General features: G+C 69.5%; 25 protein-coding genes and 1 pseudogene. 11 read left to right on the forward strand and 15 right to left on the reverse strand.

The features are described 5' to 3' along the window. Positions 1-182 precede the first annotated feature (182 nt). The gene (gene glgX / locus OG883_RS09035; RefSeq protein ID WP_266537410.1) at positions 183-2,315 is read right to left on the reverse strand and encodes a glycogen debranching protein GlgX; all 2,133 of its coding nucleotides are present in this window, start codon (positions 2,313-2,315) and stop codon (positions 183-185) included. Between the two features lie 298 nt (positions 2,316-2,613). On the opposite strand from glgX, the gene OG883_RS09040 reads away from it, so the two are divergent. Next, complete coding sequence (locus tag OG883_RS09040; protein ID WP_266537412.1) at positions 2,614-3,846, forward strand: SAV2148 family HEPN domain-containing protein; 1,233 nt, start codon at positions 2,614-2,616, stop codon at positions 3,844-3,846. A 73-nt stretch (positions 3,847-3,919) separates the two neighbouring features. After that, positions 3,920-4,642 (forward strand): 3'-5' exonuclease, encoded by a 723-nt coding sequence (locus OG883_RS09045; protein ID WP_266537414.1) that lies wholly within the window; start codon positions 3,920-3,922, stop codon positions 4,640-4,642. A 99-nt stretch (positions 4,643-4,741) separates the two neighbouring features. Here OG883_RS09045 and OG883_RS09050 read toward each other — a convergent pair whose 3' ends face one another. Beyond that, on the reverse strand, positions 4,742-5,593 hold the full coding sequence (locus OG883_RS09050; RefSeq protein ID WP_266537416.1) for a phosphotransferase enzyme family protein: 852 nt from the start codon (positions 5,591-5,593) through the stop codon (positions 4,742-4,744). Positions 5,594-5,742: 149 nt separating this feature from the next. On the opposite strand from OG883_RS09050, the gene OG883_RS09055 reads away from it, so the two are divergent. From OG883_RS09055 to OG883_RS09065, 3 genes and pseudogenes are all read left to right on the forward strand, one after another. After that, positions 5,743-6,657: a carbohydrate ABC transporter permease gene (locus OG883_RS09055; protein ID WP_266541369.1), complete on the forward strand. Its 915-nt coding sequence runs from the start codon at positions 5,743-5,745 to the stop codon at positions 6,655-6,657. Next, on the forward strand, positions 6,654-7,496 hold the full coding sequence (locus OG883_RS09060; RefSeq protein ID WP_266537417.1) for a carbohydrate ABC transporter permease: 843 nt from the start codon (positions 6,654-6,656) through the stop codon (positions 7,494-7,496). Before OG883_RS09055 ends, OG883_RS09060 begins: the two co-directional genes overlap by 4 nt. Then, positions 7,496-8,799 (forward strand): annotated as a pseudogene (locus OG883_RS09065) (ABC transporter substrate-binding protein). Before OG883_RS09060 ends, OG883_RS09065 begins: the two are co-directional and overlap by 1 nt. A gap of 214 nt (positions 8,800-9,013) precedes the next feature. Here OG883_RS09065 and OG883_RS09070 read toward each other — a convergent pair. Continuing rightward, a complete protein-coding gene (locus tag OG883_RS09070) occupies positions 9,014-9,244 on the reverse strand; it encodes a hypothetical protein (RefSeq protein ID WP_266537419.1) in 231 nt (76 codons plus the stop codon). Positions 9,245-9,457: 213 nt separating this feature from the next. Between OG883_RS09070 and mgt the strand changes: the two genes are divergently transcribed. The 4 genes from mgt to OG883_RS46755 all read left to right on the forward strand — a co-directional run bounded on the left by mgt (position 9,458) and on the right by OG883_RS46755 (position 13,021). After that, on the forward strand, positions 9,458-10,708 hold the full coding sequence (mgt, locus tag OG883_RS09075) for a macrolide-inactivating glycosyltransferase (protein ID WP_266537420.1): 1,251 nt from the start codon (positions 9,458-9,460) through the stop codon (positions 10,706-10,708). 348 nt (positions 10,709-11,056) lie between these two features. After that, positions 11,057-12,256, forward strand: coding sequence for a S8 family peptidase (locus OG883_RS09080; RefSeq protein WP_266537422.1), 1,200 nt, complete (start codon positions 11,057-11,059; stop codon positions 12,254-12,256). Positions 12,257-12,333: 77 nt separating this feature from the next. Next, complete coding sequence (locus tag OG883_RS09085; protein WP_266537424.1) at positions 12,334-12,882, forward strand: DUF1697 domain-containing protein; 549 nt, start codon at positions 12,334-12,336, stop codon at positions 12,880-12,882. Next, positions 12,875-13,021 (forward strand): hypothetical protein, encoded by a 147-nt coding sequence (locus OG883_RS46755; RefSeq protein ID WP_323180893.1) that lies wholly within the window; start codon positions 12,875-12,877, stop codon positions 13,019-13,021. Before OG883_RS09085 ends, OG883_RS46755 begins: the two co-directional genes overlap by 8 nt. A gap of 223 nt (positions 13,022-13,244) precedes the next feature. On the opposite strand, the gene OG883_RS09095 is transcribed toward OG883_RS46755, so the two are convergent. Together OG883_RS09095 and OG883_RS09100 are read right to left on the reverse strand one after the other, a co-directional pair. Then, positions 13,245-13,436 carry a DUF4236 domain-containing protein gene (locus tag OG883_RS09095; protein ID WP_266537426.1) on the reverse strand — a complete coding sequence of 64 codons (192 nt, stop codon included), beginning with the start codon at positions 13,434-13,436 and terminating at the stop codon, positions 13,245-13,247. A gap of 46 nt (positions 13,437-13,482) precedes the next feature. Further along, entirely contained in the window at positions 13,483-13,608 is a 126-nt protein-coding gene (locus tag OG883_RS09100; protein WP_266537428.1) for a hypothetical protein, read from the reverse strand. Between the two features lie 426 nt (positions 13,609-14,034). Here OG883_RS09100 and OG883_RS09105 point away from each other — a divergent pair, with 426 nt between their 5' ends. Both OG883_RS09105 and OG883_RS09110 read left to right on the forward strand, forming a co-directional pair. After that, on the forward strand, positions 14,035-14,670 hold the full coding sequence (locus OG883_RS09105; protein ID WP_266537430.1) for a DsbA family protein: 636 nt from the start codon (positions 14,035-14,037) through the stop codon (positions 14,668-14,670). A gap of 67 nt (positions 14,671-14,737) precedes the next feature. Beyond that, the gene (locus OG883_RS09110) at positions 14,738-15,358 is read left to right on the forward strand and encodes a TIGR03086 family metal-binding protein (protein ID WP_266537432.1); all 621 of its coding nucleotides are present in this window, start codon (positions 14,738-14,740) and stop codon (positions 15,356-15,358) included. Here the strand turns inward: OG883_RS09110 and OG883_RS09115 are convergent. The 10 genes from OG883_RS09115 to OG883_RS09160 all read right to left on the reverse strand — a co-directional run bounded on the left by OG883_RS09115 (position 15,348) and on the right by OG883_RS09160 (position 24,586). After that, complete coding sequence (locus OG883_RS09115; protein WP_266537434.1) at positions 15,348-16,091, reverse strand: sirohydrochlorin chelatase; 744 nt, start codon at positions 16,089-16,091, stop codon at positions 15,348-15,350. The genes OG883_RS09110 and OG883_RS09115 overlap by 11 nt on opposite strands. An 8-nt stretch (positions 16,092-16,099) precedes the next feature. Continuing rightward, on the reverse strand, positions 16,100-16,984 hold the full coding sequence (locus tag OG883_RS09120) for an ABC transporter permease (protein WP_266537436.1): 885 nt from the start codon (positions 16,982-16,984) through the stop codon (positions 16,100-16,102). Then, entirely contained in the window at positions 16,971-17,765 is a 795-nt protein-coding gene (locus OG883_RS09125; RefSeq protein WP_266537439.1) for an ABC transporter ATP-binding protein, read from the reverse strand. The genes OG883_RS09120 and OG883_RS09125 overlap by 14 nt, the downstream gene beginning before the upstream one ends. Positions 17,766-17,805: 40 nt before the next feature. Next, a complete protein-coding gene (locus OG883_RS09130) occupies positions 17,806-18,918 on the reverse strand; it encodes an aliphatic sulfonate ABC transporter substrate-binding protein (protein ID WP_266537442.1) in 1,113 nt (370 codons plus the stop codon). A gap of 234 nt (positions 18,919-19,152) precedes the next feature. Continuing rightward, a complete protein-coding gene (locus OG883_RS09135) occupies positions 19,153-20,496 on the reverse strand; it encodes a sulfate adenylyltransferase subunit 1 (protein ID WP_266537445.1) in 1,344 nt (447 codons plus the stop codon). A 2-nt stretch (positions 20,497-20,498) separates the two neighbouring features. After that, a complete protein-coding gene (gene cysD / locus OG883_RS09140; RefSeq protein ID WP_266537448.1) occupies positions 20,499-21,449 on the reverse strand; it encodes a sulfate adenylyltransferase subunit CysD in 951 nt (316 codons plus the stop codon). After that, positions 21,446-22,021: an adenylyl-sulfate kinase gene (gene cysC, locus OG883_RS09145; RefSeq protein WP_266537451.1), complete on the reverse strand. Its 576-nt coding sequence runs from the start codon at positions 22,019-22,021 to the stop codon at positions 21,446-21,448. The genes cysD and cysC overlap by 4 nt, the downstream gene beginning before the upstream one ends. After that, positions 22,021-22,716, reverse strand: coding sequence for a phosphoadenylyl-sulfate reductase (locus tag OG883_RS09150; protein ID WP_266537454.1), 696 nt, complete (start codon positions 22,714-22,716; stop codon positions 22,021-22,023). The genes cysC and OG883_RS09150 overlap by 1 nt, the downstream gene beginning before the upstream one ends. After that, positions 22,713-22,892, reverse strand: a complete 180-nt coding sequence (locus OG883_RS09155; RefSeq protein ID WP_266537456.1) for a hypothetical protein — start codon at positions 22,890-22,892, stop codon at positions 22,713-22,715. Before OG883_RS09155 ends, OG883_RS09150 begins: the two co-directional genes overlap by 4 nt. Then, positions 22,889-24,586, reverse strand: coding sequence for a nitrite/sulfite reductase (locus OG883_RS09160; protein WP_266537458.1), 1,698 nt, complete (start codon positions 24,584-24,586; stop codon positions 22,889-22,891). Before OG883_RS09160 ends, OG883_RS09155 begins: the two co-directional genes overlap by 4 nt. Positions 24,587-24,637 lie beyond the last annotated feature (51 nt).

Genomic DNA, 24,637 nt, shown 5'->3' on the forward strand with positions numbered 1-24,637 from the left:
AACGTACGTACCCGGCTTGAGGGCTTCTGCGTCACCGCCGCAGGTAAATTCAGCCCCGCTGGGGACCCGCGGGCGCCGCAGCACGCCCGGGGCCCGACGAGCCGCTACGCCGGGCGCCGTAGCCCCCGAGTCCGGCCGGGTGCTGCGCGGGGCGCCACAGCCCCCCGGGCCGGGCCGGGGGGCTACGCCGGGCGCCGCAGCACCGTCAGGCTCCGTCCCAGCAGCCGCACCCGCTCCCCGGCCGCCACCTTGGGGCCCTGGCCCGGCGGGACGCCCTCCTTGCGGGCCGTGTCCACGACCACCTGCCACTGGCGGCCGTGGTTCACCGGAACCGCGAAGTCCAGCTCCTCCGCGCTCGCGTTGAACATCAGCAGAAACGAGTCGTCGGCGATCCGCTCGCCCCGCGGTCCCGGCTCCGAGATCGCGTTGCCGTTGAGGAAGACCGACAGCGCCTTGGCGTGCGCCGCCTGCCAGTCCCGCTGGACCATCTCCTCGCCCTCCGGAGTGAACCAGGCGATGTCGGACAGCTCGTCGTGCGTCCCCTCCACCGGCCGTCCGTGGAAGAAGCGCCGCCGTCTGAAGACCGGATGGTCGCGCCGCAGCCACACCATGGCCCGGGTGAAGGCCAGCAGCGTGCCGTCCTCGCCCTCTTCCCCGCTCTTGCCGGGCTCCGGCCAGTGCACCCAGGAGATCTCGTTGTCCTGGCAGTAGGCGTTGTTGTTGCCGCCCTGTGTACGTGCGAACTCGTCGCCGTGACTGAGCATCGGCACACCCTGCGAGAGCATCAGCGTCGCGATGAAGTTCCGCATCTGCCGGTCCCGCAGGTCGAGGATCTCGGGGTCGTCGGTCTCGCCCTCCGCCCCGCAGTTCCAGGACCGGTTGTGGCTCTCGCCGTCGCGGTTGCCCTCGCCGTTGGCCTCGTTGTGCTTGTCGTTGTACGCGACCAGATCGTGCAGGGTGAAACCGTCGTGGCAGGTGGTGAAATTGATGGAGGCGAGCGGCCGCCGCCCGTCGTCCTGGTAGAGATCCGACGACCCGGTCAGCCGGGAGGCGAACTCCGCCAGCGTCCGCGGCTCGCCCCGCCACAGATCCCGCACGGTGTCGCGGTACTTGCCGTTCCACTCCGTCCACAAGGGCGGGAAGTTCCCCACCTGGTAGCCGCCCTCGCCCACGTCCCAGGGCTCGGCGATCAGCTTCACCTGGCTGACCACCGGATCCTGCTGCACCAGGTCGAAGAACGACGACAGCCGGTCCACCTCGTGGAACTGCCGCGCCAGCGTCGCCGCGAGGTCGAAGCGGAACCCGTCGACATGCATTTCGGTCACCCAGTACCGCAGCGAGTCCATGATCAGTTGCAGCACATGGGGGCTGCGCATCAGCAGGGAGTTCCCGGTGCCGGTGGTGTCCGTGTAGTAGCGGGGGTTGTCGGACAGCCGGTAGTACGAGGCGTTGTCCAGGCCCCGGAAGGACAGGGTCGGCCCCAGGTGGTTGCCCTCCGCCGTGTGGTTGTAGACCACGTCGAGGATGACCTCGATGCCGGCCTTGTGCAGTGCCCGCACCGCCTGCTTGAACTCCAGCACCTGCTCGCCCCGGTCGCCCCAGGACGCGTACGAATTGTGCGGCGCGAAGAACCCGATGGTGTTGTAACCCCAGTAGTTGTTCAGCCCCTCGTCCACCAGCCGGTGGTCGTTGACGAACTGGTGCACCGGCATCAACTCGAGCGTGGTGACACCCAGTTCGGCGAGATGGGAAATGATCGCGGGATGCGCGAGCCCGGCGTACGTACCGCGCAGCTCCTGCGGCAGCTCCGGATGCAGCATGGTGAGACCCTTCACATGGGCCTCGTAGATCACCATGCGGTGGTAGTCGGTCCGCGGCGGCCGGTCGTCACCCCAGTCGAAGTAGGGGTTGACGACGACCGAGGACATCGTGTGCGGTGCCGAGTCCAGGTCGTTGCGCGAGTCCGGCTTGCCGAAGTGGTAGCCGTACACCGATTCGCCCCAGTCGATGGAACCGCTGATCGCACGGGCGTACGGATCGAGCAGCAGCTTCGCGGAGTTGCAGCGCTGCCCGCGCTCCGGGGCGTACGGACCATGGAGCCTGAATCCGTACCGCTGGCCCGGCATCACGCCCGGCAGATACGCATGCCGCACAAACGCGTCGGTCTCCCGCAGCTCCACCGCGGTCTCCGAGCCGTCGTCGTGCAGGAGGCACAGCTCGATTCGTCGGGCGGCTTCTGAGTACACCGCGAAGTTGGTGCCGGCGCCGTCGTACGTGGCACCGAGTGGATACGCCTGTCCCGGCCAGACCTGCATAGATATGACTCTTCCACTTCTGACCCGGGTGCTGGGGGGCACGTGGCCCGGATCCTCCCCGAAAGTATTGCCGGTCAGATGCCCCGGCAGACGAGGACGACGCGGTCAACATCGGGTTCCTGACATCGCCCGGGGGCGCAACCGCTATGAATCCGCTCACTACGGCAGATCTCGCCTGCGAGAACCGCCGGAACGTGCAAGGGAGTTGGGAAGGGACCCTGGCGATCCGGCTGCACCGCGTCCCGCTGGCGGAGTAGTCTTCCTTGATCGTTGAAGGGGGAAGGAAGGCGGTGCACGGGTGAGCTCGGGAGGGCTGGAGCTACCCCCAGGTGACCCTGGTCACGAGGGGGGCTCCGCCGACGTCCCGCCCGGAGCGGTCTCCCTCGCGCGGCCGATGGAGATCGGGGCGGAACTGGACTGGGGCGCGGACGCCTGGAGCGAGGTGCGTACGCGCGCCCAACGTGCCGGGCGTGCCTACATTTGGCTGAACCTGGTGGAACAGCGGCTGCGGGCCGTGGTGGCCGCGGTCCTGCGCCCCATCTACGAACCGGTGCACGGCGACGACTGGGTGGTGGCCGCGGCGGGCCCTGCGGGGCAGGAGTGGGTACAGCGGGCGGTCGCGGTCCGGGAGGTCTCCCGGCGCAAGGGCTATCTGCTGGACCCGGCGGACGACAATGTGCTGTCCTTCCTCACCCTTCCCCAGCTGCGCGAGCTGATGGTCCAGCACTGGCCGTGCTTCGAGCCGTACTTCGACGACCGCCGCGATGTCGAGCTCGCGCTGGACGAGCTGGAGGTAGCCCGTAACGTCGTCTCCCGCAACCGCGCGCTGAACGAGGCGGTCCTCGCCCAGGCGGAGCGTGCCTCCGCGCGGCTGCTCGAAATACTCGGCAGTGGCGCGGGTGTCCCCTCCGCGGACCGGCTCCCCGTCGACGCGGTCGAGGAGCTCGTCGGCGACCGCTACGCGGACGTGGTCTCCGTCCACCCCGACCGGGTCCGCCTGCAGCGTCAGCTCCCGGCCGAGGACCTCTTCGGAGGCGCGCGCCGCCTCGACGCGATCGGCATAGGCCTGAACCTCCTGGTCCAGAACTTCTCCGGCCGGAGGCTGGTCCGCCTTGCCGAGTCCGGTTGCCGGGTCCGGCTTGTCTTCCTCAACCCGGCGAGCAGTGCGGTCAAGCGCCGCGAGCGTGAACTGGGCCTGAAGAAGGGAGAGCTGAGCCGTACGGTGGAGATGAACATCCTCCATATGCGCCGGGTGCGCTCCCGCCTCCGCGATCCGGGCGCCTTCGAGATCCAGGTCTTCGACGAGACCCCCCGCTTCACCGCCTACCTGGTCGACGGCGACGGTCCCGACGGCCTTGCCGTCGTCCAGTCCTATCTGCGCCGTGCCCGCGGCATGGAAGCGCCGGTCCTGGTCCTGCGGGGTGGCGGGCGCGCGGTCGTCCGTGCGGGCCACGACAGCGAGAACGGACTTTTCCAGACATATCGCGAGGAGTTCGAGTCCGTATGGGCGGACTCCCGTCCTGTCTCCTGAGTTGTCAGTGCCGCGTGGGAGGGTGAATACCCACTGGGGGAGCGCATCACCGCACCACGAAGGAGGGGCCACGATGGCTTGGCACGGGGAACCGCTGGTCGGCTTCGATCTGGAGACGACGGGCACGGAGCCGCTCGAAGCGCGGATCGTGACGGCAGCGGTCATCGGGGTGAAGGCGGGGGAGCCGGTCCGGCAGCGGGGATGGCTGGCGGACCCGGGGATCCGTATCCCGGCACAGGCGTCGGCGATCCACGGCATCAGCAGCGAACGGGCGACGGCGGAGGGCCGCCCCGCGAGCGAGGTGGCCGACGAGATCGCTCAGACGCTGTGCGGGTACTGGGCGCAGGGCGTCCCGGTCGTCGCATACAACGCCGCGTTCGATCTGACGCTGCTCACCGCGGAGTTGCACCGGCACGGGCTGCCGTCGATGAGTGAGCGACTGGGCGGGGCGGAGATCGGCCCGGTCATCGACCCGTACACGATCGACCGCGCAGTCGACCGCTACCGCAAGGGCAAGCGCACGCTCGAGGCGGTCTGTCTCGAATACGGAGTGATCCTGTCCGGCGCCCACGAAGCGGCGGCGGACGCGCTCGCGGCGGTCCGGGTGGCCTGCGCGATAGCGACCCGCCACGCGTCGGTGGCGGCGCTGTCGCCGGCGGAACTGCACGAGAGCCAGATCCGGTGGTACGCGGAGTGGGCGACGGACTTCCAGAACTTCCTCCGCAAAAAGGGCAACCCGGAAGCGGTGGTGGACGCGTCGTGGCCCTTGCGCGAGCCGGCAGCGACGCCGCGCTGACGGCCCCCGCTCTCAGGGCCGGCGCTTCGGCCGGGCTCCGCCAGGGCGTCGGCCGGACGCCGGGTGGGTGGGCAGACCCCCGCCGGAGGCGGGCCGCCCTCAGAACGGGTGCCAGCGGACCTCGGGGTCGTTGTCGCGGAGCGAGGACACCCGGCGGCGGAACTCCGCCAGTGCCCTCGGGTTCGTCGGGGCATGCTGGGCCACCCACGCGCAGCTCGCCGTCTCGCGGGCGCCCCGCAGGACACCGCAGCCCTCCCACTCGCGGACGTCCCAGCCGTACGCCGCCGTGAAGGACGCGTACGCCTCCGGGGCGAGGCCGTACCGGTCGCGGGACAGTGCCATGACCACCAGATCGTGCTCGCGGAAGTCCGCCGAGAACGTCTCCAGGTCGACCAGGACCGGGCCGTCCGGGCCCACATGGACATTGCGGGGGAGCGCGTCGCCGTGGATCGGTCCCGGCGGCAGGTGGGGGATGAGCGCGGCCGCCGCTTCGGCGAAACCGTCACGGCGCTCGCGCAGATACGCCGCGTCGGCCGGATCGATCGCGTCCCCCGCCAGCCGCAGCCACCGCTCGACCCCACCGAGCAGTTCCCGCCGCGGAAGGGAGAAGGCGGGAGGGGGAAGCGCATGGATCAGTCGCAGGAGCCCCGCCAGATCCGCGGGCTCCGCCGCACGCACCGCGTCCGGCAGCCGGTGCCAGACCGTCACCGGGTGCCCCTCCACCAGCCGCGGCTTCGGGTCGGCGGGACGGACCGCCGGCACCCCCGCCTCCGCCAGCCACTGCGCGACGGACAGTTCACGCTCCGCGCGCCCCAGCAGCTCCGCGTCGCGGCCGATCTTCACGACGACATCGCCCGCCCCGAACACCGCGTTCTCGCCCAGCGCCAGCAGCCTCGCATCGGCGGGGACCCCGGCGGCCGTCAGTACCTCGCGTGCGCGTGTCTCGTCCATCCGTCTCTCCCACCGCTTCGTACGAATCCGGCAAAGTCTCGCATCCGCGCAGGCTGCCTTGACGAACCAACGGACCGTCAGCACGATGACGGGGGCCGCCAGGGCGGCCGGACCAGGATGAGCCGCCCGAGGGGGTCGAATCCGTGACATTGGCGACCGCGGACCCGCGGTCCGGGAAGCCGCGGTCCGCAAAGCACCTGGACCACGGCGCCTGGTTCCTCGTACTGCCCGCGCTGATACCGATCCTGGTGCTGAGTGTCGGCCCGCTGCTCTACGGCATCTCGCTCGCCCTCACCGATTCCCAGGCAGGCCGCACCGAACCCACCGAGTGGATCGGCACACTCAACTTCCGGGACCTGCTCCACGACACGCTCTTCTGGGACTCGTTCACGATCGGCCTGCTGTGGGCGGTCGGCGTGACGGTTCCTCAGTTCCTGCTCGCCCTCGGCCTCGCGCTCCTGCTCAACCAGAACCTCCGCTTCCGCTGGCTGGCGCGGGCCCTTGCGATCACCCCCTGGGCCATGCCCGAGGTCGTCGTGGGCATCATGTGGCGGCTCGTCTACAACCCCGACGCCGGCATCCTGAACGAGACCATCCGCAACCTCGGACTCGGAGAAGGCCGCGACTGGCTCACCGGACTCGCCACCGCCCTGCCCGCCGTGATCGTCGTCGGTATCTGGGCCGGTATGCCGCAGACCACCGTCGCCCTCCTCGCCGGCCTCCAGAACACCCCGCACGAGCTCCACGAAGCCGCCGCGCTCGACGGAGCGGGGGCGTGGCGCCGGTTCCGTACCGTCACCTGGCCGGCACTCAAGCCCGTCGCACTCGCGATCACCGCGCTCAACCTCATCTGGAACTTCAACTCCTTCGCGCTGGTGTACGTCCTCACCAACGGCGGCCCCGGCGGGCGTACCCGCCTCCCCATGCTCTTCGCGTACGAAGAGGCCTTCCGCTACGGCCAGTTCGGGTACGCCGCCGCCATGGGCTGCGTCATGGTCGCGGTGATCTCGGTGATGCTCGCCCTCTATCTCGTGGGACGGCTCAGGGGAGGCGAGGAGAAGTGAGTGCCCTTCGCACCAGCAGGTCCGGACGCGCCGGGCAGTACGCCGCGCTGCTGGGCTATCTCGTCTTTCTCGCGTTCCCGTTCCTGTGGCTGATCTCGACCGCCTTCAAACCGCCGCGCGAACTGGGCTCCCTTCACCCCACCTGGATCCCGAAGGACCCGACACTCGAGAACTTCCGGCAGGCCTTCGACGAACAGCCGCTCCTCCAGGCAGCCGGCAACAGCCTGATCGCGGCCCTGTCCGCCGCCCTGATCGCCGTGGTGATCGCGACACCCATGGCGTACGTCATGGCCCGCAACCGCAGCAGGCTCTCCACCGCCGCCACGGGCTGGGTCGTGGTCAGCCAGGCGTTCCCGTTCGTCCTGGTGATCATTCCGCTGTTTTTGATCCTCAAGAACCTGCATCTGATCAACACCCTGTTCGGTCTGGTCATGGTGTACGTCGTCTGGTCGCTGCCGTTCGCGCTGTGGATGCTGGTCGGGTACGTACGGGCCGTGCCGCGCGAGCTGGAGGAGGCCGCGGCCGTCGACGGCGCGGGCAGGCTCCGCACGCTCGTCTCGGTCACCGCCCCGCTGCTCGCCCCCGGCATCGTCGCCACCTCGATGTTCGCCTTCATCACCGCATGGAACGAGTTCTTCTTCGCGCTCGTCCTGCTCAAGACCCCGGAGAAGCAGACCTTGCCGGTCGTCCTCACCCACTTCCTCGGCGCGGAGGGCGTCGCCGACCTCGGGCCGCTCGCCGCGGCCGCGTTCCTCGCGACGATCCCCTCTCTCGTCCTCTTCGCGATCATCCAGAAGCGGATCACCGGCGGGATGCTGGCCGGGGCGGTGAAGAGCTGATGCGTACGGGGACAAGGACGGGAAGGCTCGCGGCGGCGGCCGCCGTGTGCGCGCTGCTGCTGACCGGCTGTTCGGGAGGAGGAACGGACGCGGACGACGGGAAGATCAGACTCCGCTTCCAGTCCCTCGCCTGGCAGAAGGAGTCGGTCGACGCCAACAGGGAACTGGTCGACGAGTGGAACGCCGCCCACCCCGACATCCAGGTCCAGTACGTCCAGGGCAGCTGGGACAGCGTCCACGACCAGCTGCTGACCTCCTTCGAGGGCGGTGAGGCGCCGGACATCATCCATGACGCCTCCGACGACCTCGCCGACTTCGCGTACGGCGGCTATCTCGCCGATCTGACCGAGCTGCTGCCCGGCCGGCTGAAGTCCGACATCGGCAGAGTTGGGAGACGGCCACCTTCAACACGGGGATCTACGGCGTCCCCTTCCTCCAGGAGCCGCGTGTCCTGATCGCCAACAAGAAGATCCTCGACTCGTCCGGCGTCCGGATCCCCACGGTCGGCAAGCCATGGAGCTGGGAGGAGTTCCGGCAGATCACCAAGGTGCTGACGGAGCGGATGGGAGACGGGAAGCACGGCGTTGCCTGGCCGCTCAAGGAGCCGGTCTCCGTCACCCTCAACCTCGGGCTCTCCGCGGGCGGGCAGCTCTTCCACCGAGGCGACGACGGCAAGGTCACGGTCAGGTTCACCGACGGGGACGGCGTCGTGCCCGGCACCGTCCACGATCAGGTCAACACCGACGGGAGCGCCTCCCGTTCCACCCTCGGCATGGGCGGCTCGGACACGCTGCCCGGATTCTTCGGCGGCAAGTACGCAATGGTCCCGCTGGGTTTCTCCTACCGGCAGCAGATCGTGCAGCAGGCGCCCGAGGGCTTCGAGTGGACGGTCCTGCCCGCCCCGGCCGGACCGGAAGGACCGGCCCAGGGCGTGAGCCCGCAGACCCTCTCGGTCGCCGAGGACAGTCCGTACAAGAAGGAAGCGGTGCAGTTCATCGACTTCATGCTTCAGCCGCGGAACATGGTGCGACTGGCGAAGGGCGACTGGATGCTGCCGACGGGCACGCAGGCGCTTCGGGATCCGTCCCTGCACACCGAGAAGGACGGCTGGGCGACGGGCGCCGCACTGGCGCGGGATCTGCGCTCCGCACCGGCCCAGTCGGTGCGCGGCTATCCGGAGTGGAAGGACAAGATCGCCACTCCGGCGTTCCAGGAGTACTACAGCGGGGCGATCGACGCCGACGAGCTCGAGAAACGGCTCGTCAAGGACGGCAATCTGGTGCTGGCGCGCTACCAGCGCTGAGCGCGGCCACGGCGCGCTGAGCGCGGCACCAGTGTCGAGCGTGGCTCCAGGATCGGGCAGCCGAGGACCGAAACGGCGTCCGGGAGCAGGCCCGGGATTGCCGCCGCTCCACAGGGAACTGACAACCTGCCGGGTCCATCTGCTGCCGTCGGTGTTCAGGGTCATGCCGGCCAGGGGTTGGCGGGCGGTGAGATCCGGGGCGTTGGACGACGGATCACGGCTTGGCCAGGGAAGTGCGGGCAGTGGGAGGCGCCGTGGTCGTCGGGCAGGCGCTGGAGGCCGTGAACTCCGCCAGGGGTGTGTCCAGTTCGGCGCGGGTACGGCGCTGGGAGCGTCGTGGGGGTGCGCTGCGGCGGCGGATGATCCGGGCCGCCAGGAGTGAGAGCGGAAAGAGGACGAGGGGGGCGAGCAGGAGGCCGAGAGGGATGCCGGCCAATGCTCGCACGGGGTGACCTTCAGGGGCCTGCGGGCGCCGGCCCCCGCTGACTGTATACAACCGGCCGCATACAACCGGCCGCTCTTCACCTGGTGGCTGCTCGGCCGGATCCCGCGGCGCGAGCGCCCGTTGCTGCCCGCTGCCTGCCGACGGCTGGTCGAGACGGGCTTCTTCACCTGTGTACCTCCTTGCGTACCCCCTGTGGCTCACGCTCACCGGACAGTGCGCAAGAAATACTTGCACGAGACGTCTCGTCTCGCTTACGCTCAGGGCATGACCCCATCACAGCGTGCCCACATCGCCATGTTCTCCATCGCCGCCCACGGGCACGTGAACCCGAGCCTCGAAGTGATCCGAGAGCTCGTCGCCCGTGGGCACCGTGTCAGTTACGCGATCCCCGCCGCCTTCGCCGAGCGAATCGCCGCCACCGGCGCCGAGCCGGTGATCTACACCTCCACGCTCCCCACCGAGGACGACCCGGAGGGCTGGGGCACCGAGCTGATCGACAACCTCGAGCCCTTCCTCCACGACGCCATCCAGGCGCAGGCGCAGCTGGCCGAGGCGTTCGAGGGCGACGAGCCGGACCTGGTGATCCACGACATCACCGCGTACGAGGCGACGGTCCTCGCCCACCGGTGGGGCGTTCCCTCCGTCTCCCTCTCGCCCAACCTGGTCGCCTGGGAGGGGTATGAGGAAGAGGTCGCGGAGCCGATGTTCTCCGGGATGAAAGCGTCCGAGCGCGGGAAGGCGTACTACGCCCGCTTCGCCGGCTGGCTCGCCGAGAACGGCATCAGCACCCACCCCGACCCCTTCGTCGGCCGCCCGCGGCGCTCCGTCGTACTGATCCCCAAGGCGCTGCAGCCCCACTCCGACCGGGTCGACGAGTCCGTCCACACCTTCGTCGGCGCATGCCAGGGCGACCGCACGGACCAGGGGGAGTGGCAGCGGCCCGCCGATGCGGAGAAGGTCCTGCTGGTCTCGCTCGGCTCGGCCTACACCAAGCAGCCCGCCTTCTACCGTGCGTGCGTCGAGGCCTTCGGCGGACTGTCCGGCTGGCATGTCGTGCTGCAGATCGGCAAGTACGTCGACGAGGCCGAGTTGGGCGACATCCCGGCCAATGTGGAGGTGCACCGCTGGGTGCCACAGCTGGCGATCCTCAAGCAGGCCGACGCTTTCGTCACCCACGCCGGCGCGGGCGGCAGCCAGGAGGGTCTGGCCACCGGTACCCCGATGGTCGCCGTCCCGCAGGCCGTCGACCAGTTCGGCAACGCCGACATGCTCGTGGCCCTGGGCGTGGCCCGGCGCCTGGACTCGGAGACGGCGACGCCGCAGGAGCTGCGCGAGGCGGTGCTCGCCCTGGTGGGCGACCCCGAAGTGGCACGGAATCTGAAGGAGATCGGTCTGCGGATGGCGGCCGAGGGTGGCACCAAGCAGGCGGCGGACCTGATCGAGAACGAACTGCCCGCCAGGTAGCCCCCGTACCCCACCCGCCCGCTCGGCCGGGGCGAAAACCACGGACACATTCAGGCCTTCTCCTGCTGCTCGCCGGTAAACCCGAGTGGTGCCACTCGCCTCCTTTCGGGCGGGCCGCATCCCCCACAAGAAGGATCGAAGCCCCTTACATCTCAAGGGGGTTGGGGGTGAAGTCCGACTTGTTCAAGCCTGGCCGATTCATTATTACGAAAGCTTGTTGAGTAAGTCACAGCTGTATGAAGGTCTTGATCTGGGCGCGTCAATCGGTCAGGGTTTCGAACCAGCCCCCGGAGATTTTCCGTCCGCGGGGCCATCCCCCCACAAATGTTGACGAGGAGACCCCTCTTCATGGCAACTCACAAGCGGACGAGCAGGATGAAGCTCACCGCGGCGATCACCGCCGTGGCTGCCGCAGCCGGAGTGACCGTACTCGGCACCTCTTTCGCCGGAGCGGCGCCCGCCCCGCAGGGCACCATCTACGGTGCGAACGCCGAAGGCGCCGTCGCCGGAAGCTACATCGTGATGCTGGACGAGAAGGCCGACAAGCAGGACCTGGCCAAGGAGTACGGCGGCAAGCTGCAGCGCAACTACAGCTCGGCCATCAACGGCTTCTCCGCCAGCGGCCTTTCGGAGACCGAGGCCAAGCGCCTCGCCGCCGACCCGGCCGTCGCCAAGGTCGTCCAGAACAAGAAGTTCTCGATCAACGCCACCCAGGACAACCCGCCGTCGTGGGGCCTGGACCGGATCGACCAGGCCGACACCGCCAGTGACAGCAAGTACACCTACCCGGACAGCGCGGGCGAGGGTGTGACGGCGTACGTCATCGACACCGGAGTCCGTATCTCCCACAAGGACTTCGCGGGCCGCGCCACCCACGGCTTCGACGCCGTGGACAACGACGACTCCGCCGACGACGGCAACGGCCACGGCACGCACGTCGCCGGAACCATCGCCGGCACGGCGCACGGTGTCGCCAAGAAGGCGAAGATCGTCGCCGTCCGCGTCCTCGACGACGGCGGCTCCGGCAGCACGGAGCAGGTCGTCGCGGGCATCGACTGGGTCACCAAGAACCACAAGGGCCCCTCCGTCGCCAACCTGAGCCTCGGCGGCGGCGTCGACGAGGCCCTCGACGCGGCTGTCAGCAAGGCGATCGCCGCAGGCGTCACCTTCGGCGTCGCGGCCGGCAACGAGTCCACGGACGCGGGCCAGAGCTCCCCGGCGCGTGTCCCGGAGGCCATCACCGTTGCCTCCTCCACCAAGGAGGACGCGCAGTCGGACTTCTCCAACTTCGGCAAGGTCGTGGACATCTACGCCCCGGGCTCGGACATCACCTCGTCGTGGAACGACAGTGACGAGGGTACGAAGACCATCTCCGGCACCTCCATGGCGACACCGCATGTCGTCGGCGCCGCGGCGGCCTACCTCGCCGGTCACCAGGACGCCACCCCGGAGCAGGTCGCCAAGGCCCTCATCGACGGTGCCACGCCCGACAAGATCTCCAACCCCAGCGAGGGCACGCCCAACAAGCTGCTGAAGGTCGTCGAGTAGTCGTCGGTCCTTCCTGCTGAGCCGGTGGTCGCCGTGCCCTCCCCCACGGGGTGCGGCGGCCGCCTTATCGTGTGTACATGACGACGAGGTACGCGGCACTGCTGCGCGGGATCAATGTGGGCGGGCACAAGAGGGTCCCCATGGCCGAGCTGCGTGAACTGCTCGCCGAACTGGGACACCGGGACGTCGTCACGTATCTGCAGAGCGGCAACGCCGTCTTCACCAGCGACTCGGACGACGAGAAGGCACTCACCGCCGGCCTGGAACAGGCCATGGAGGAGCGCTTCGGCTTCCGGATCGACTGCCTGGTGCGCAACAGCGCGTATCTGAGCGCGGTGGCCGACGCGTGCCCGTTCCCCGCCGCCGGGCTTCAGGGCAAGCAGCTGCACGTCACCTATCTCTCGCAGTCCGTCGGACCCGAGCGGTTCGCGTCGATCGACGGGGCGGCGCATCTGCCGGAGGAATTCCGGCTCGGCGACCGGGTGCTGTATCTGTACGCACCGAACGGCCTCGGCCGCTCCAAACTCGCGGCGGCGCTCGGGAGGCCGAGCCTGTACAAGGGCATCACCGTCACCACCCGCAACTGGAACACCGTGGTCAAGCTGGTGGAGCTGACCCGTGACTGATCCCGCGGCCGCGGGTCGACGCCGCCACGGAGGGGGAGTTCCGGAGTTCCGTCTCCTCGACCCGGCGGTGCGGGCCTCGCCCGAGCGGCTGGACGAGCTGCTCCACCCGGACTACCGCGCAGGGGTGTCTCGGGGGTGATTCGGGACCGGGACTCGGTCATCGCGTCCCGCGCGGCGCGGGACGCGCCCGCGCCCCGGCCGATCACCGCCTCACGGATGAAGGGCGTTCAGCTCGCCCCCGACGGGGTGCATCCGACCTTCCACACCGGGTCGGGCGCCCAACGTGCCCGTCGCAGCTCGCTGTGGCTCCTGACCGACGGCAGCCGGCAGCCGACTGCTCCACTACGACCGGAGCACGCGGTTCAGTGACGACGGGAGTGGCGGCGCCAGGTGAATCCGCCGGGCAGACGCACCAAGGCACTGCGGTGACCGTGGCTGTCGCCGGTGACCTGGGCCCGGCGCCCGCCGAACGTCCACGACCAGCCGTGTGAGCTGACAGTGAGGTGAAGCAGCTTCGGGATCAGGGTGATCCGCTTGTTGTAATACAGCGACATGTCGGCCTCCTTCCTCCGATAGTGCGCTGTACGCGCCCCGTACCGGTCACCGACGCGCCACGGTTGTGTCACCGAGGGCGGCCGGATCCTCCGCGGAGAGCAGGATCGCCGCCGCTTCCAGGTTCTCCTCCGCAGGCGCGAGCGAACCGGCGCCCGGCTTCGGGCACGGCAACAGCGCGCACCCCCCGGCCCCGGCACCGGGCCCGTCAGCCGGGCGGAGCGGTGGCCGGTCAGGCGTACGAGCAGGTCTCCGCCGAGCCGAAAGGTTCGCGAAGATCACGGCCGGGCCGCATCCGGCTGTGCGAGTCTCGTACGTATGTGCCAGGTCATCATTGGGGCAGGGGCGATCGGTGGCACCATCGGCGAACGGCTTCGCCCTGCCGGCCCGGATGCACGGCGTACGCACCCCGGTTCATGACGCCCTGCGGCGGATGGCGAACAGCTTCCCCGCGAGGGCAGGGCGGCGGGGTCGATGTCGACTGCCGAGCTGAACCGCGCCGGTGGACGCCGAAGTGGCCCGGTGATCCCGAAGTGGCCCAGTGATCAAGGCTCCAAGTGGCCCGGGGAATCGGGCCACTTCCGGTCTAGTCTCGTTGCCATGAGCGCCGAGAAGAGCACCCGCGCACGCAAGACCGCCGCCGTCGACCTCTGGTTCGACCCCGCTTGTCCCTTCGCCTGGATCACCTCCCGCTGGATGCTCGAGGTGGAGAAGGAGCGCGACATCGATCTGCGCTTCCGGCCGATGAGCCTGTATCTGCACAACACCGGCAATGAACTGCCCGACTGGTACCGGGAGTTGGTCGACAAGTCGATCGGCCCGGTACGGGTCGCGGTCGCCGCCGCCGAACAGTACGGGGACGGGATCCTGCGCGAGCTCTACACCGCCTTCGGCACCCGTATCCACCAGGACAGGAACGAGGACTTCGACGAGGTGATCGCCCAGTCGCTGGCCGGGCTCGGACTGTCCGCGTCGCTCGCGAAGGCCGCACACGACCCCGCGTACGACGAAGCCGTCCGCCGCAGCCACGACGCGGGCAGGGACCCGGCGGCCGATGCCTATGTCGGCACGCCGACCCTCCATGTCGACGGCACGGTCTGGTTCGGCCCGGTCCTCAACTCGATCCCCCGCGGCGAGGAGGCCGCCCGGCTCTTCGACAGCTTCCGGGTCATCGCCGGCTACCCGGACTTCTTCGAGCTCAAGCGCACCCGCACCGGCAGCCTCAGCTTCGACTGAGACCTGTCCGCCCGGGCGTCGCGTTTGTTCAAGACCCGGCCCGGCGCCCGGACCCAGCATGGGGGACATGGACAAGGACACCGTGTACCCGCACCTGACCGAATGCGCCGCCGAGACCGCCCGTATCGCCCGTGGCGTCGTCGCCGACCAGCTGACCGCGGCGACCCCCTGCGAGGAGTGGGACGTGCGGACCCTCGTCAACCACCTCGTCCTCTACTCCTCCCACGGCCTCGAACACCGCGCGCAGCGCACGCAGCTCCCCGAGGAGCTCACCGCCCGTGACTTCACCACCGATGCCGACTGGGCCCAGCAGTACGCGGACCAGCTGGACCGTGCGCTGGCCGCCTGGTCGGACCCGGCCGTCTGGGAGGGCGAGGTGGACCTCGGTTTCATGGCGATGCCCGCACCCGAGATCGCTTCGCTGATCACCAAGGAACTGGCCGTCCACGGCTGGGACCTGGCCCGCGCCACCGGTCAGGAGTACCGGATCTCGGAGGCGGCCGCGGCGCTGATCCTGACCGTCGTCGACAAGCACGCCGAGGTGTACCGCCAGTACGACGGCTTCACCGATCCCGTACCGCTGCCCGGTTCCGCACCGGCCTTCGAGCGGGCGCTCGCGGACAGCGGCCGCGATCCGCACTGGAGTGCCCAGCCGGCCGGCGTCCCCGGTGCCGCGGTCAGGCGCTGACAGCCAGCGACTGCTCGACGCGCGCCCGGTCGTAGCGCCGGAGCAGCAGCTGCGCCAACTCCGGGGAAGCGCCCAGGACATCGGCGAGTACGTCGGCCCCCGCCTCCCCGGCCCCGCGTGCGATGCGGTCCGGGAGGAAGCCGGGGGCGATGACGTACGGAGCCACCGCCACCTGCCGCACGCCCTCGGCGCGCAGCTCCCGTACCGCGTCCTCGGTACGGGGCAGAGATGCGGAGGCGAACGCAGGCCGCACGGCGCACCAACCGGTGTGCCGCAGCTCCCGCGCAATTTCAGCGATCACTGCGATCGCCTCCGGGTCCGTGGAGCCCGCCGAGGCCAGGACCAGCCCCGTCGAGCGCCTGTCGCCGGGCGCCACCCCGGCTTCGTACAGCCGCCGCTGCACGGCGGTGAGCAGCAGCGGGGACGGGCCGAGCACCTCGGCCTGGCGGATGTTCAGCACCGCCGGCGCCCGGTGCAGTACGGCGGGGATGTCCGCCTTGGCGTGGAAGGCACGGGTCAGCAGCAGAGGCAGGGCGACCACATCGCGTACGCCCTCGGCCGCCAGCCGCTCCAGCACCCTGGGCACCGCAGGGGCATTGAAGTCCAGGAAGCCCGTCTCCACGCGCAGCCCGGGCCGCAGCGACTGCACACGCCGGGTGAGGGCGTGCACGGTCGCCGCGTGCCGCGGATCGCGGCTGCCGTGGGCGATGACGAGAAGGACCGGGCTGTGCATGGCGGGACTCAGCTCCTGACCAGCAGACCGCGGCTGCGCAGCACGCGCCGCTCCAGCGGGGAGAAGAACAGCAGGTCGACGCCGATGCCGACGATCAGGATCAGAATGATCGTGGCGAGGACACCCGACATGTCGCTGTAGGTACGGAAGTTCTCCATCAACTGGCCGAGACCGGTACCGAGATCGGGCGACTTCGCGATCAGTTCGGCGGCCATCAGCGAGCGCCAGGAGAATGCCCAGCCCTGCTTGAGGCCGGCCAGATAGCCAGGGAGCGCGGCGGGCAGGAGGACATGCCGGATGCCGTTGATCCCGGTGGCGCCGATGGTGCGGCCCGCCCGCAGATACAGCGGCGGGATCTGGTCGACGCCGGCCACCAGGCCGTTCGCGATGGACGGTACGGCCCCCAGAAGCACCACCGCGTAGATCGTCGCATCGGTCAGCCCGAACCAGATGATCGCGGCCGGGACCCACGCCACGGACGGCAGGGACTGCAGACCCGACAGGATCGGGCCGATCGCCGCCCGAACCGGCTTGACCCGGGCGACCAGCAGACCGAGCGGCGTACCGATCGCCACCGAGACCGCGAAGCCGAGCGCACCGCGCGACAGGCTGGTCCAGATGTAGCCGAGGAGCGTGCCGTCGAGCCACATGTCCGAGATGGAGTGCCAGACGTCCACCGGGCCCGGCAGCACGTAGTCCGGCTTGAGGTCGGAGGCAGCAGCGAGCTGCCAGACCGTGATGACCAGGGCGACGGCTATCAGCGGCGGAACGATCTTCGAGAGGAGGATGCTGCCGAAGGACACCCGCTCGGCGGCCGGTGTCGCCTCCAGCGCGTCCAGGCCGGCTTCCAGTCCGGCCAGATCGTGCTTGTCAGTGGTCTCAGTGCTGGCCATGGCGGCGGATCTCCCCACGCAACTGTTCAGTGATCTCGACGGAGAGCTCCGCCACCGCGGAGTCCTCGATCCGGCGCGGCTGCGGGATGTCGATCTGCCATTCGCGCGCGATGCGCCCCGGCCGGGACGACAGGAGCACCACGCGCTGGGCCAGACGGACGGCCTCGCGGACGTTGTGCGTGACGAAGAGGACCGAGACGTCCGTCTCGGACCAGATGCGGGTCAGCTCCTCGTGCAGCACATCGCGGGTGATGGCGTCGAGCGCGGCGAACGGCTCGTCCATCAGGAGAAGCCGGCTGTCCTGGGCGAGCGCGCGGGCGAGCGCGACACGCTGGCGCATACCGCCCGACAGCTCGTGCACCCGCTTCCCGTACGCGCCCTTGAGCCGTACGAGATCGAGCAGCCGCTCCGCCTCGCCGCGCCGCTCCGACTTGGGCATGCCCCGCATCTTCAGGGCGAGCTCGATGTTCTTTCCCGCGGTGAGCCACGGGAAGAGCGCATGCTCCTGGAACATCAGGGCCGGACGCCCGCCGGGTACGTCGATCGTCCCGGCGGACGGCAGGTCGAGCCCCGCGGCCAGATTGAGCAGCGTGGACTTTCCGCAGCCGGAAGCCCCCAGGAGGGTCACGAACTCGCCGGGACGGACATCAATACTGATGTCGTCCAGCACCAACTGCTGGGCGCCGGCCCGGCCGAACGACTTCGACACATGGTCGAGACGTGCCGCGTACTGCACCGTGTCATCGACCGGTGTGGCCTGCTTGATGAGTGTGGTGGCCATGAGTCTCACCTCCTGAGGGCGTTACGGCGATTGACTGCGGTTACTTGACGCCGAGGCCGGCGTCGGCGACCGCGGGCTGTCCCTCGGCCTTCAGCACCTTGTTGAGCAGCGTCAGGTCGTAGATGCCGTCGAGCACCGGGTCCTCGAGCAGACCGGCCTTGACCGCGTGATCGGCCTCGTCGCGCAGCGTCGAGGCGAGCGGGTCATTGAGGAGTTCGACGTTCTTGAACGCCGGGTCGATCACCTCGGCCGGCAGCTCCTTGCCGGAGTCCGCCTTCAGCCTGCTGTTGATCGAGGCCTTGGCCTTGTCGGGGTTGGCGGTGATCCACGCGTTGGTCTTCACCGAGCCGCGCAGCACGGCCTCGACGACATCCGGGTGCTCCTCGAGGAACTTCTGGGAGACGATCACGTTCGTGATGACGAACTTGCCGTCCTTCCACAGCTTCTTCTCGTCGAGCAGCACCTTGCCGCCGCCCGCGACCAGCTTGGACGCGGTGGGCTCGGGCACCCAGGCGCCGTCCAGCGCGCCGGACTCGAAGGAGGCCGGGATCTCCTTGTTGTCCTGCCGGACGACGGTGACATCGCCCTTGCCGGTGTTGGCGTCGACCTTCAGGCCCTTCTCCGACAGGTAGTTGAGCAGTGCCACATCCTGCGTGTTGCCGAGCTGCGGGGTGGCGATGCGCTTGCCCTTGAGGTCGTCCAGGGACTTGATCTTGTCGGAGTTGACGACCAGCGAGACACCGCCGGAGGCAGAACCGGAGATGATCCGCAGGTTCTGGCCCTTGGACTTGGTGAAGCCGTTGATCGAGGGGGAGGGGCCGATCCAGCCGATGTCGATGGCGCCGGCGTTGAGCGCCTCGATCTCGGACGGGCCCGCGTTGAACACCTGCGGCTTGATCGCGGTGCCGCCGAGCTCCTTCTGGATCAGGCCTTCCTGGAGGCCGACCAGGGCGGTGGCGTGGGTGACGTTGGCGAAGTAACCGATCTTCACCTCGTCGAGCCCACCGATTTTCTCGCCCTTGGCGGCGGGGGCGACCTTGTCGTCCTTCTTCGCCTCGGAGCCGTAGCCGCAGGCGGTGAGCGCCACGGCCAGCAGTGGCAGGGCGGCGGCTGCGGCGAGGCTGCGGCGCAAGGTGATGCGGATGGCAGGCACGGGAGGTGTTCCTCTCGGTGGCCCGGTTCTTACGTCCTACGGCTGTTGCGGGACGCGGCCGGGAAGTCGGCATGTCTTCGTCGGTGCAGGTACGGCTCGTGGGGGGTGCGGGCGCGCAGGCAGTGCGCGTACGTCATCACGCACATCGCGCCACCCCGCCCGTTCCCGCGCCGAGGGCGCCGCTGCCGACGCGGCCGCCCTCCTTCGCGAAGGTCGCGTACATGTCGATGCTCATCAGAAGTCCCACTCCGCGTCGTCGTCCGCGGCCTGCACGGCCTTGGCCGTGGCGAAGGAGTCGCCCGCCATACCGGCGGCCAGGGTGGTGCCGTCCGACGGGTCGATCAGCAGGAAGGACCCGGTGCGGCGGGAGTCGGCGTACGAGTCGAGCGCGAGCGGCTCGGCGGTACGGACCTTCACGCGGCCGATGTCATTGGCGACCAGCTGCCCGGGGTTCGGGTGCTGGGAGAGGTCGTCGAGGGTCAGCCGGGACGGGATCTCCTTGACGATCGCCTTGACCGTACGGGTGGTGTGCTTGAGCAGCACCCGCTGGCCGACGGCGAGCGGCTGGTCGGCGACATGGCAGACCGTCGCCTCGACGTCCTGCGTGGTCGCGGGCGCGTCGCCGCTCGGCACGATCAGGTCGCCGCGGGAGATGTCGATGTCGTCCTCCAGCAGGAGGGTGACGGACTGCGGGGTCCAGGCGATGTCCACCGCCTCGCCGAGCAGGTCGATCCCGGCGATCTTCGAGGTGCGGCCGGACGGCAGGACGGTCACCTGCTCGCCGACCCGGAACGTCCCGGCGGCGATCTGGCCCGCGTAGCCGCGGTAGTCGGGGTGCTCGGCGGTCTGCGGGCGGATCACGTACTGCACCGGCAGCCGGGCATGGCAACCGGTCAGGTCGTGACTGGCCGGGACCGTCTCCAGGTGCTCCAGCACGGTCGGGCCGCCGTACCAGTCCATGTTGGCGCTGGGCTCCACCACATTGTCGCCGGCGAGCGCGGAGATCGGGATCGCGGTGATCTCGGGGACGCCGAGGGAGGCGGCGTACGAGGTGAACTCCTCGGCGATCGCGGCGAAGACGGGCTCGGCGTACTCGACGAGGTCCATCTTGTTCACGGCGAGGACGACATGCGGGACGCGCAGCAGGGCGGCGACGGCGGCGTGACGGCGGGTCTGCTCGACCACGCCGTTGCGCGCGTCGACCAGGACCACGGCCAGTTCGGCGGTGGACGCACCGGTGACCATGTTCCGGGTGTACTGCACGTGGCCCGGGGTGTCGGCGAGGATGAACCGCCGGCGCGCGGTGGCGAAGTAGCGGTACGCGACATCGATGGTGATGCCCTGCTCACGCTCGGCCCGCAGACCGTCGGTGAGCAGCGCCAGGTCCGGGGCCTCCTGGCCGCGGCTCAGGGACACCGCCTCGACGGCCTCCAGCTGGTCGGTGAGGATCGACTTGGAGTCGTGCAGCAGCCGGCCCACCAGGGTCGACTTGCCGTCGTCTACGGACCCGGCGGTGGCGAAGCGCAGCAGGGTGGTGGCCGAGAGCTGCTCGGTCAACTGCTCCGTGGTGCTGGTCATCTCTAGAAGTACCCTTCGCGCTTGCGGTCTTCCATCGCGGCCTCGGACATCTTGTCGTCGGCGCGGGTGGCGCCCCGCTCGGTGAGCCGGGAGGCGGCGATCTCGGCGATCACGGCGTCCAGCGTGGTGGCGTCGGAGTCGACGGCGCCGGTGCAGGACATGTCGCCGACCGTGCGGTAGCGGATGAGACGCGTCTCGACGCTCTCGCTGTCCTTGGGGCCGCCCCAGTCTCCGGCGGTCAGCCACATGCCGGCGCGCTGGAAGACCTCGCGCTCGTGTGCGAAGTAGATCTCGGGAAGCGCGATCTTCTCGCGGGCGATGTACTGCCAGACGTCCAGCTCGGTCCAGTTGGACAGCGGGAAGACCCGGACGTGCTCACCGGGCGCGTGGCGGCCGTTGTAGAGCTGCCACAGCTCCGGGCGCTGCCGGCGCGGGTCCCACTGCGAGAACTCGTCCCGCAGCGAGAACACCCGCTCCTTGGCACGAGCCTTCTCCTCGTCCCGGCGGCCGCCGCCGAACACCGCGTCGAAGCGGTGCTGCTGGATGGCCTCGGTCAGCGGCACGGTCTGCAGCGGGTTGCGGGTGCCGTCGGGACGCTCGCGCAGCTTCCCGGCGTCGATGTACTCCTGTACGGAGGCGACATGGAGCCGCAGCCCGTGCTCGGCGACCGCGCGGTCGCGGTACTCGAGGACCTCGGGGAAGTTGTGCCCGGTGTCCACGTGCAGCAGCGTGAAGGGGACCGGCGCCGGCGCGAACGCCTTGAGCGCCAGATGCAGCATGACGATCGAGTCCTTGCCGCCGGAGAAGAGGATCACCGGCCGCTCGAACTCGCCCGCCACCTCACGGAAGATGTGGACCGCCTCGGACTCCAGGGCGTCCAAGTGGCTGAGCGCGTACGGGCTGGAGTGCTCGGAGTTGTCTGCAGTCTCGTGCACAGTGGCGGCAGTCGTCATGCCAGGCCCCTCTCGGTGAGCAGTGCGTGGAGTGCGGCTGCGGACTCCTGCACGGTCTGGTGGTGCGACTCGATCCGCAAGTCCGGGTTCTGCGGCTCCTCGTACGGATCGTCGACGCCGGTCAGCCCGCTGATCTCGCCGGCCGCCTGCTTAGCATACAAACCCTTGACATCACGAACGGAGCAGACTTCAACGGGAGTTGCGACATGCACCTCCAGATACGGGGTGCCCTCGCCCTGATGGCGTTTGCGCACGGCCTCGCGGCTCTCCTCGTACGGCGCGATGACCGGGACGAGCGCCTTGACCCCGTTGGACGCCAGCAACTCGGCGACGAAGCCGATCCGCTGGACGTTGGTGTGGCGGTCCTCGCGGCTGAAGCCGAGACCCGCGGAGAGGAATTCGCGGATCTCGTCGCCGTCGAGCACCTCGGTCCGGTGTCCGTCCGCGCGCAGCCGGTCCGCCAGCTCGTAGGCGATGGTGGTCTTGCCCGCGCTCGGCAGACCGGTCAGCCAGATGGTGGCCCCCGTCACGTGGTTCTCCTGCTGGTTCGCGTTGTCGTCGTGGGTCGTCATCAGCCGTGCAGCCCGCATTCCGTCTTGGCCCGGCCGGCCCAGCGGCCGGCCCGGGCGTCCTCGCCCTCCTGCACCCGGAAGGTGCAGGGTGCGCAGCCTACGGAGGCATAACCGTCCATCAGCAGCGGATTGGTGAGAACGCCGTGCTCGGCGACGTACGCGTCCACGTCGTCCTGCGTCCAGCGGGCGATCGGGGAGATCTTGACCTTCTGCCGCTTCTCGTCCCAGCCGACGACCGGGGTGTTCGCCCGGGTGGGGGACTCGTCGCGGCGCAGGCCCGTCGCCCACGCGTCGTACCCGGTCAGGCCCTCTTCGAGGGGCTTGACCTTGCGCAGGGCGCAGCACAGGTCGGGGTCGCGGTCGTGCAGCTTCGGGCCGTACTCGGCGCCCTGCTCGGCCACCGTCTGCCGCGGTGTGAGCGTGATGACATGGACGTCCATCACGGCCTCGACCGCGTCCCGGGTCCCGATGGTCTCGGGGAAGTGGTACCCCGTGTCGAGGAAGACGACGTCGACGCCGGGCAGGACACGGGAGGCGAGGTGGGCGACCACCGCGTCCTCCATCGAGGAAGTGACGCAGAAGCGCTTGCCGAACGTGTCGGCCGCCCACTTCAGGATGTCGAGCGGTGCGGCGTCCTCGAGCTCACGGCCCGCCCGCTCGGCGAGTGCCCTGAGATCTTCCTGAACCATCGTCATATCTCGTCCCCTCCACCGTCGTTGCGCTGAACTCCCCGGGACAGCAGTCCGAGGAACTTCAACTGGAAGGCTCGATTGCATGCCCCGCATTCCCAGGCGCCGTGGCCCTGCTCGTGGGGACGCAGGTCCTCGTCGCCGCAGTACGGGCAGTAGAAGGGTGCGGCGCGCTCGCTCATGACAGCGCCTCCTCGGAAGCACGCGCCGCCCAGGTGGCGAAGCGCTCGTCCTCCTCGCGCTCCGCCTGGAAGCGCGCGAGGACCCGCTCGACGTAGTCGGGCAGCTCCGCGGAGGTGACCTTCAGACCGCGGACCTTGCGGCCGAAACCGGCCTCCAGGCCCAGCGCGCCGCCCAGGTGCACCTGGAAGCCCTCGACCTGGTTGCCGTCCTCGTCCAGCATCAGCTGACCCTTGAGACCGATGTCCGCGACCTGGATACGGGCGCAGGCGTTGGGGCAGCCGTTGATGTTGATGGTGATCGGGTGGTCGAACTCGGGGATGCGGCGCTCGAGTTCATCGATCAGCGAGGCGCCGCGCGCCTTGGTCTCGACGATCGCCAGCTTGCAGAACTCGATGCCGGTGCAGGCCATCGTGCCCCGCCGGAACGGCGAGGGGTTGACCCGCAGGTCCAGTGACTCAAGACCCGAGACGAGGGACTCGACCTGGTCCTCCGCCACATCGAGCACGATCATCTTCTGCTCGGCGGTGGTACGCAGCCGTCCCGAGCCGTGCGCCGCGGCGACCTCGGCGATCTTCGTCAGGGTCGTGCCGTCGACGCGGCCGACGCGCGGGGCGAAGCCGACGTAGAAGCGGCCGTCCTTCTGCCGGTGCACGCCGAGGTGGTCGCGCCACGTGCCGGTCGGCTGCTCGGGGGCGGGACCGTCGATCAGCGTGTACTTGAGGTACTCGTCCTCGAGGACCTGGCGGAACTTCTCCGGGCCCCAGTCGGCGACCAGGAACTTCAGCCGGGCGCGGGTGCGCAGCCTGCGGTAGCCGTAGTCGCGGAAGATGCCGATGACGCCGCCGAACACGTCGGGCACCTCGTCGAGCGGCACCCAGGCGCCCAGCCGGACACCGAGCTTGGGGTTGGTGGAGAGCCCGCCGCCGACCCACAGGTCGAAGCCGGGGCCGTGCTCGGGGTGGTTGACACCCACGAACGCGATGTCGTTGATCTCGTGCGCGACATCCAGCTGCGGGGAGCCGGAGATCGCGGACTTGAACTTGCGCGGCAGGTTCGAGAAGTCGGGGTTGCCGATGAAGCGGCGCTGTATCTCGTCGATGGCGGGCGAGCCGTCGATGATCTCGTTCTCGGCGATGCCGGCCACGGGGGACCCGAGGATCACCCGGGGAGTGTCGCCGCAGGCCTCGGTCGTGGACAGCCCCACGGCCTCCAGGCGCTTCCAGATCTCCGGGACGTCCTCGATCCGGATCCAGTGGTACTGCACGTTCTGCCGGTCGGTGAGATCGGCCGTCCCGCGCGCGAACTCCTGCGAGATCTCGCCGATGACCCGCAGCTGCTCGGTGGTCAGCCGCCCGCCGTCGATACGGACGCGGAGCATGAAGTACTTGTCGTCCAGCTCCTCCGGCTCCAGGATCGCGGTCTTGCCGCCGTCGATGCCGGGCTTGCGCTGGGTGTACAGCCCCCACCAGCGCATACGTCCGCGCAGGTCGGCGCCGTCGATCGAGTCGAAGCCGCGGTGGGCGTAGATCGTCTCAATGCGTGTCCGCACATTGAGACCGTCGTCGTCTCTCTTCGCCTGCTCATTGGCGTTGAGCGGCGTCAGGTGGCCAACGGCCCATTGGCCCTCGCCGCGGTGGCGTCCGGCCTTGCGGCGGGGCGCGGCGGAGCTGGGCGTTTCGGGGATGGCGGCCATGGCGGTACGTCCTTCGACACTGCAGGAGGGCGGCTCTGAGCTGCACACTCG

Source organism: Streptomyces sp. NBC_01142, from assembly GCF_026341125.1.
GTDB lineage: Bacteria > Actinomycetota > Actinomycetes > Streptomycetales > Streptomycetaceae > Streptomyces.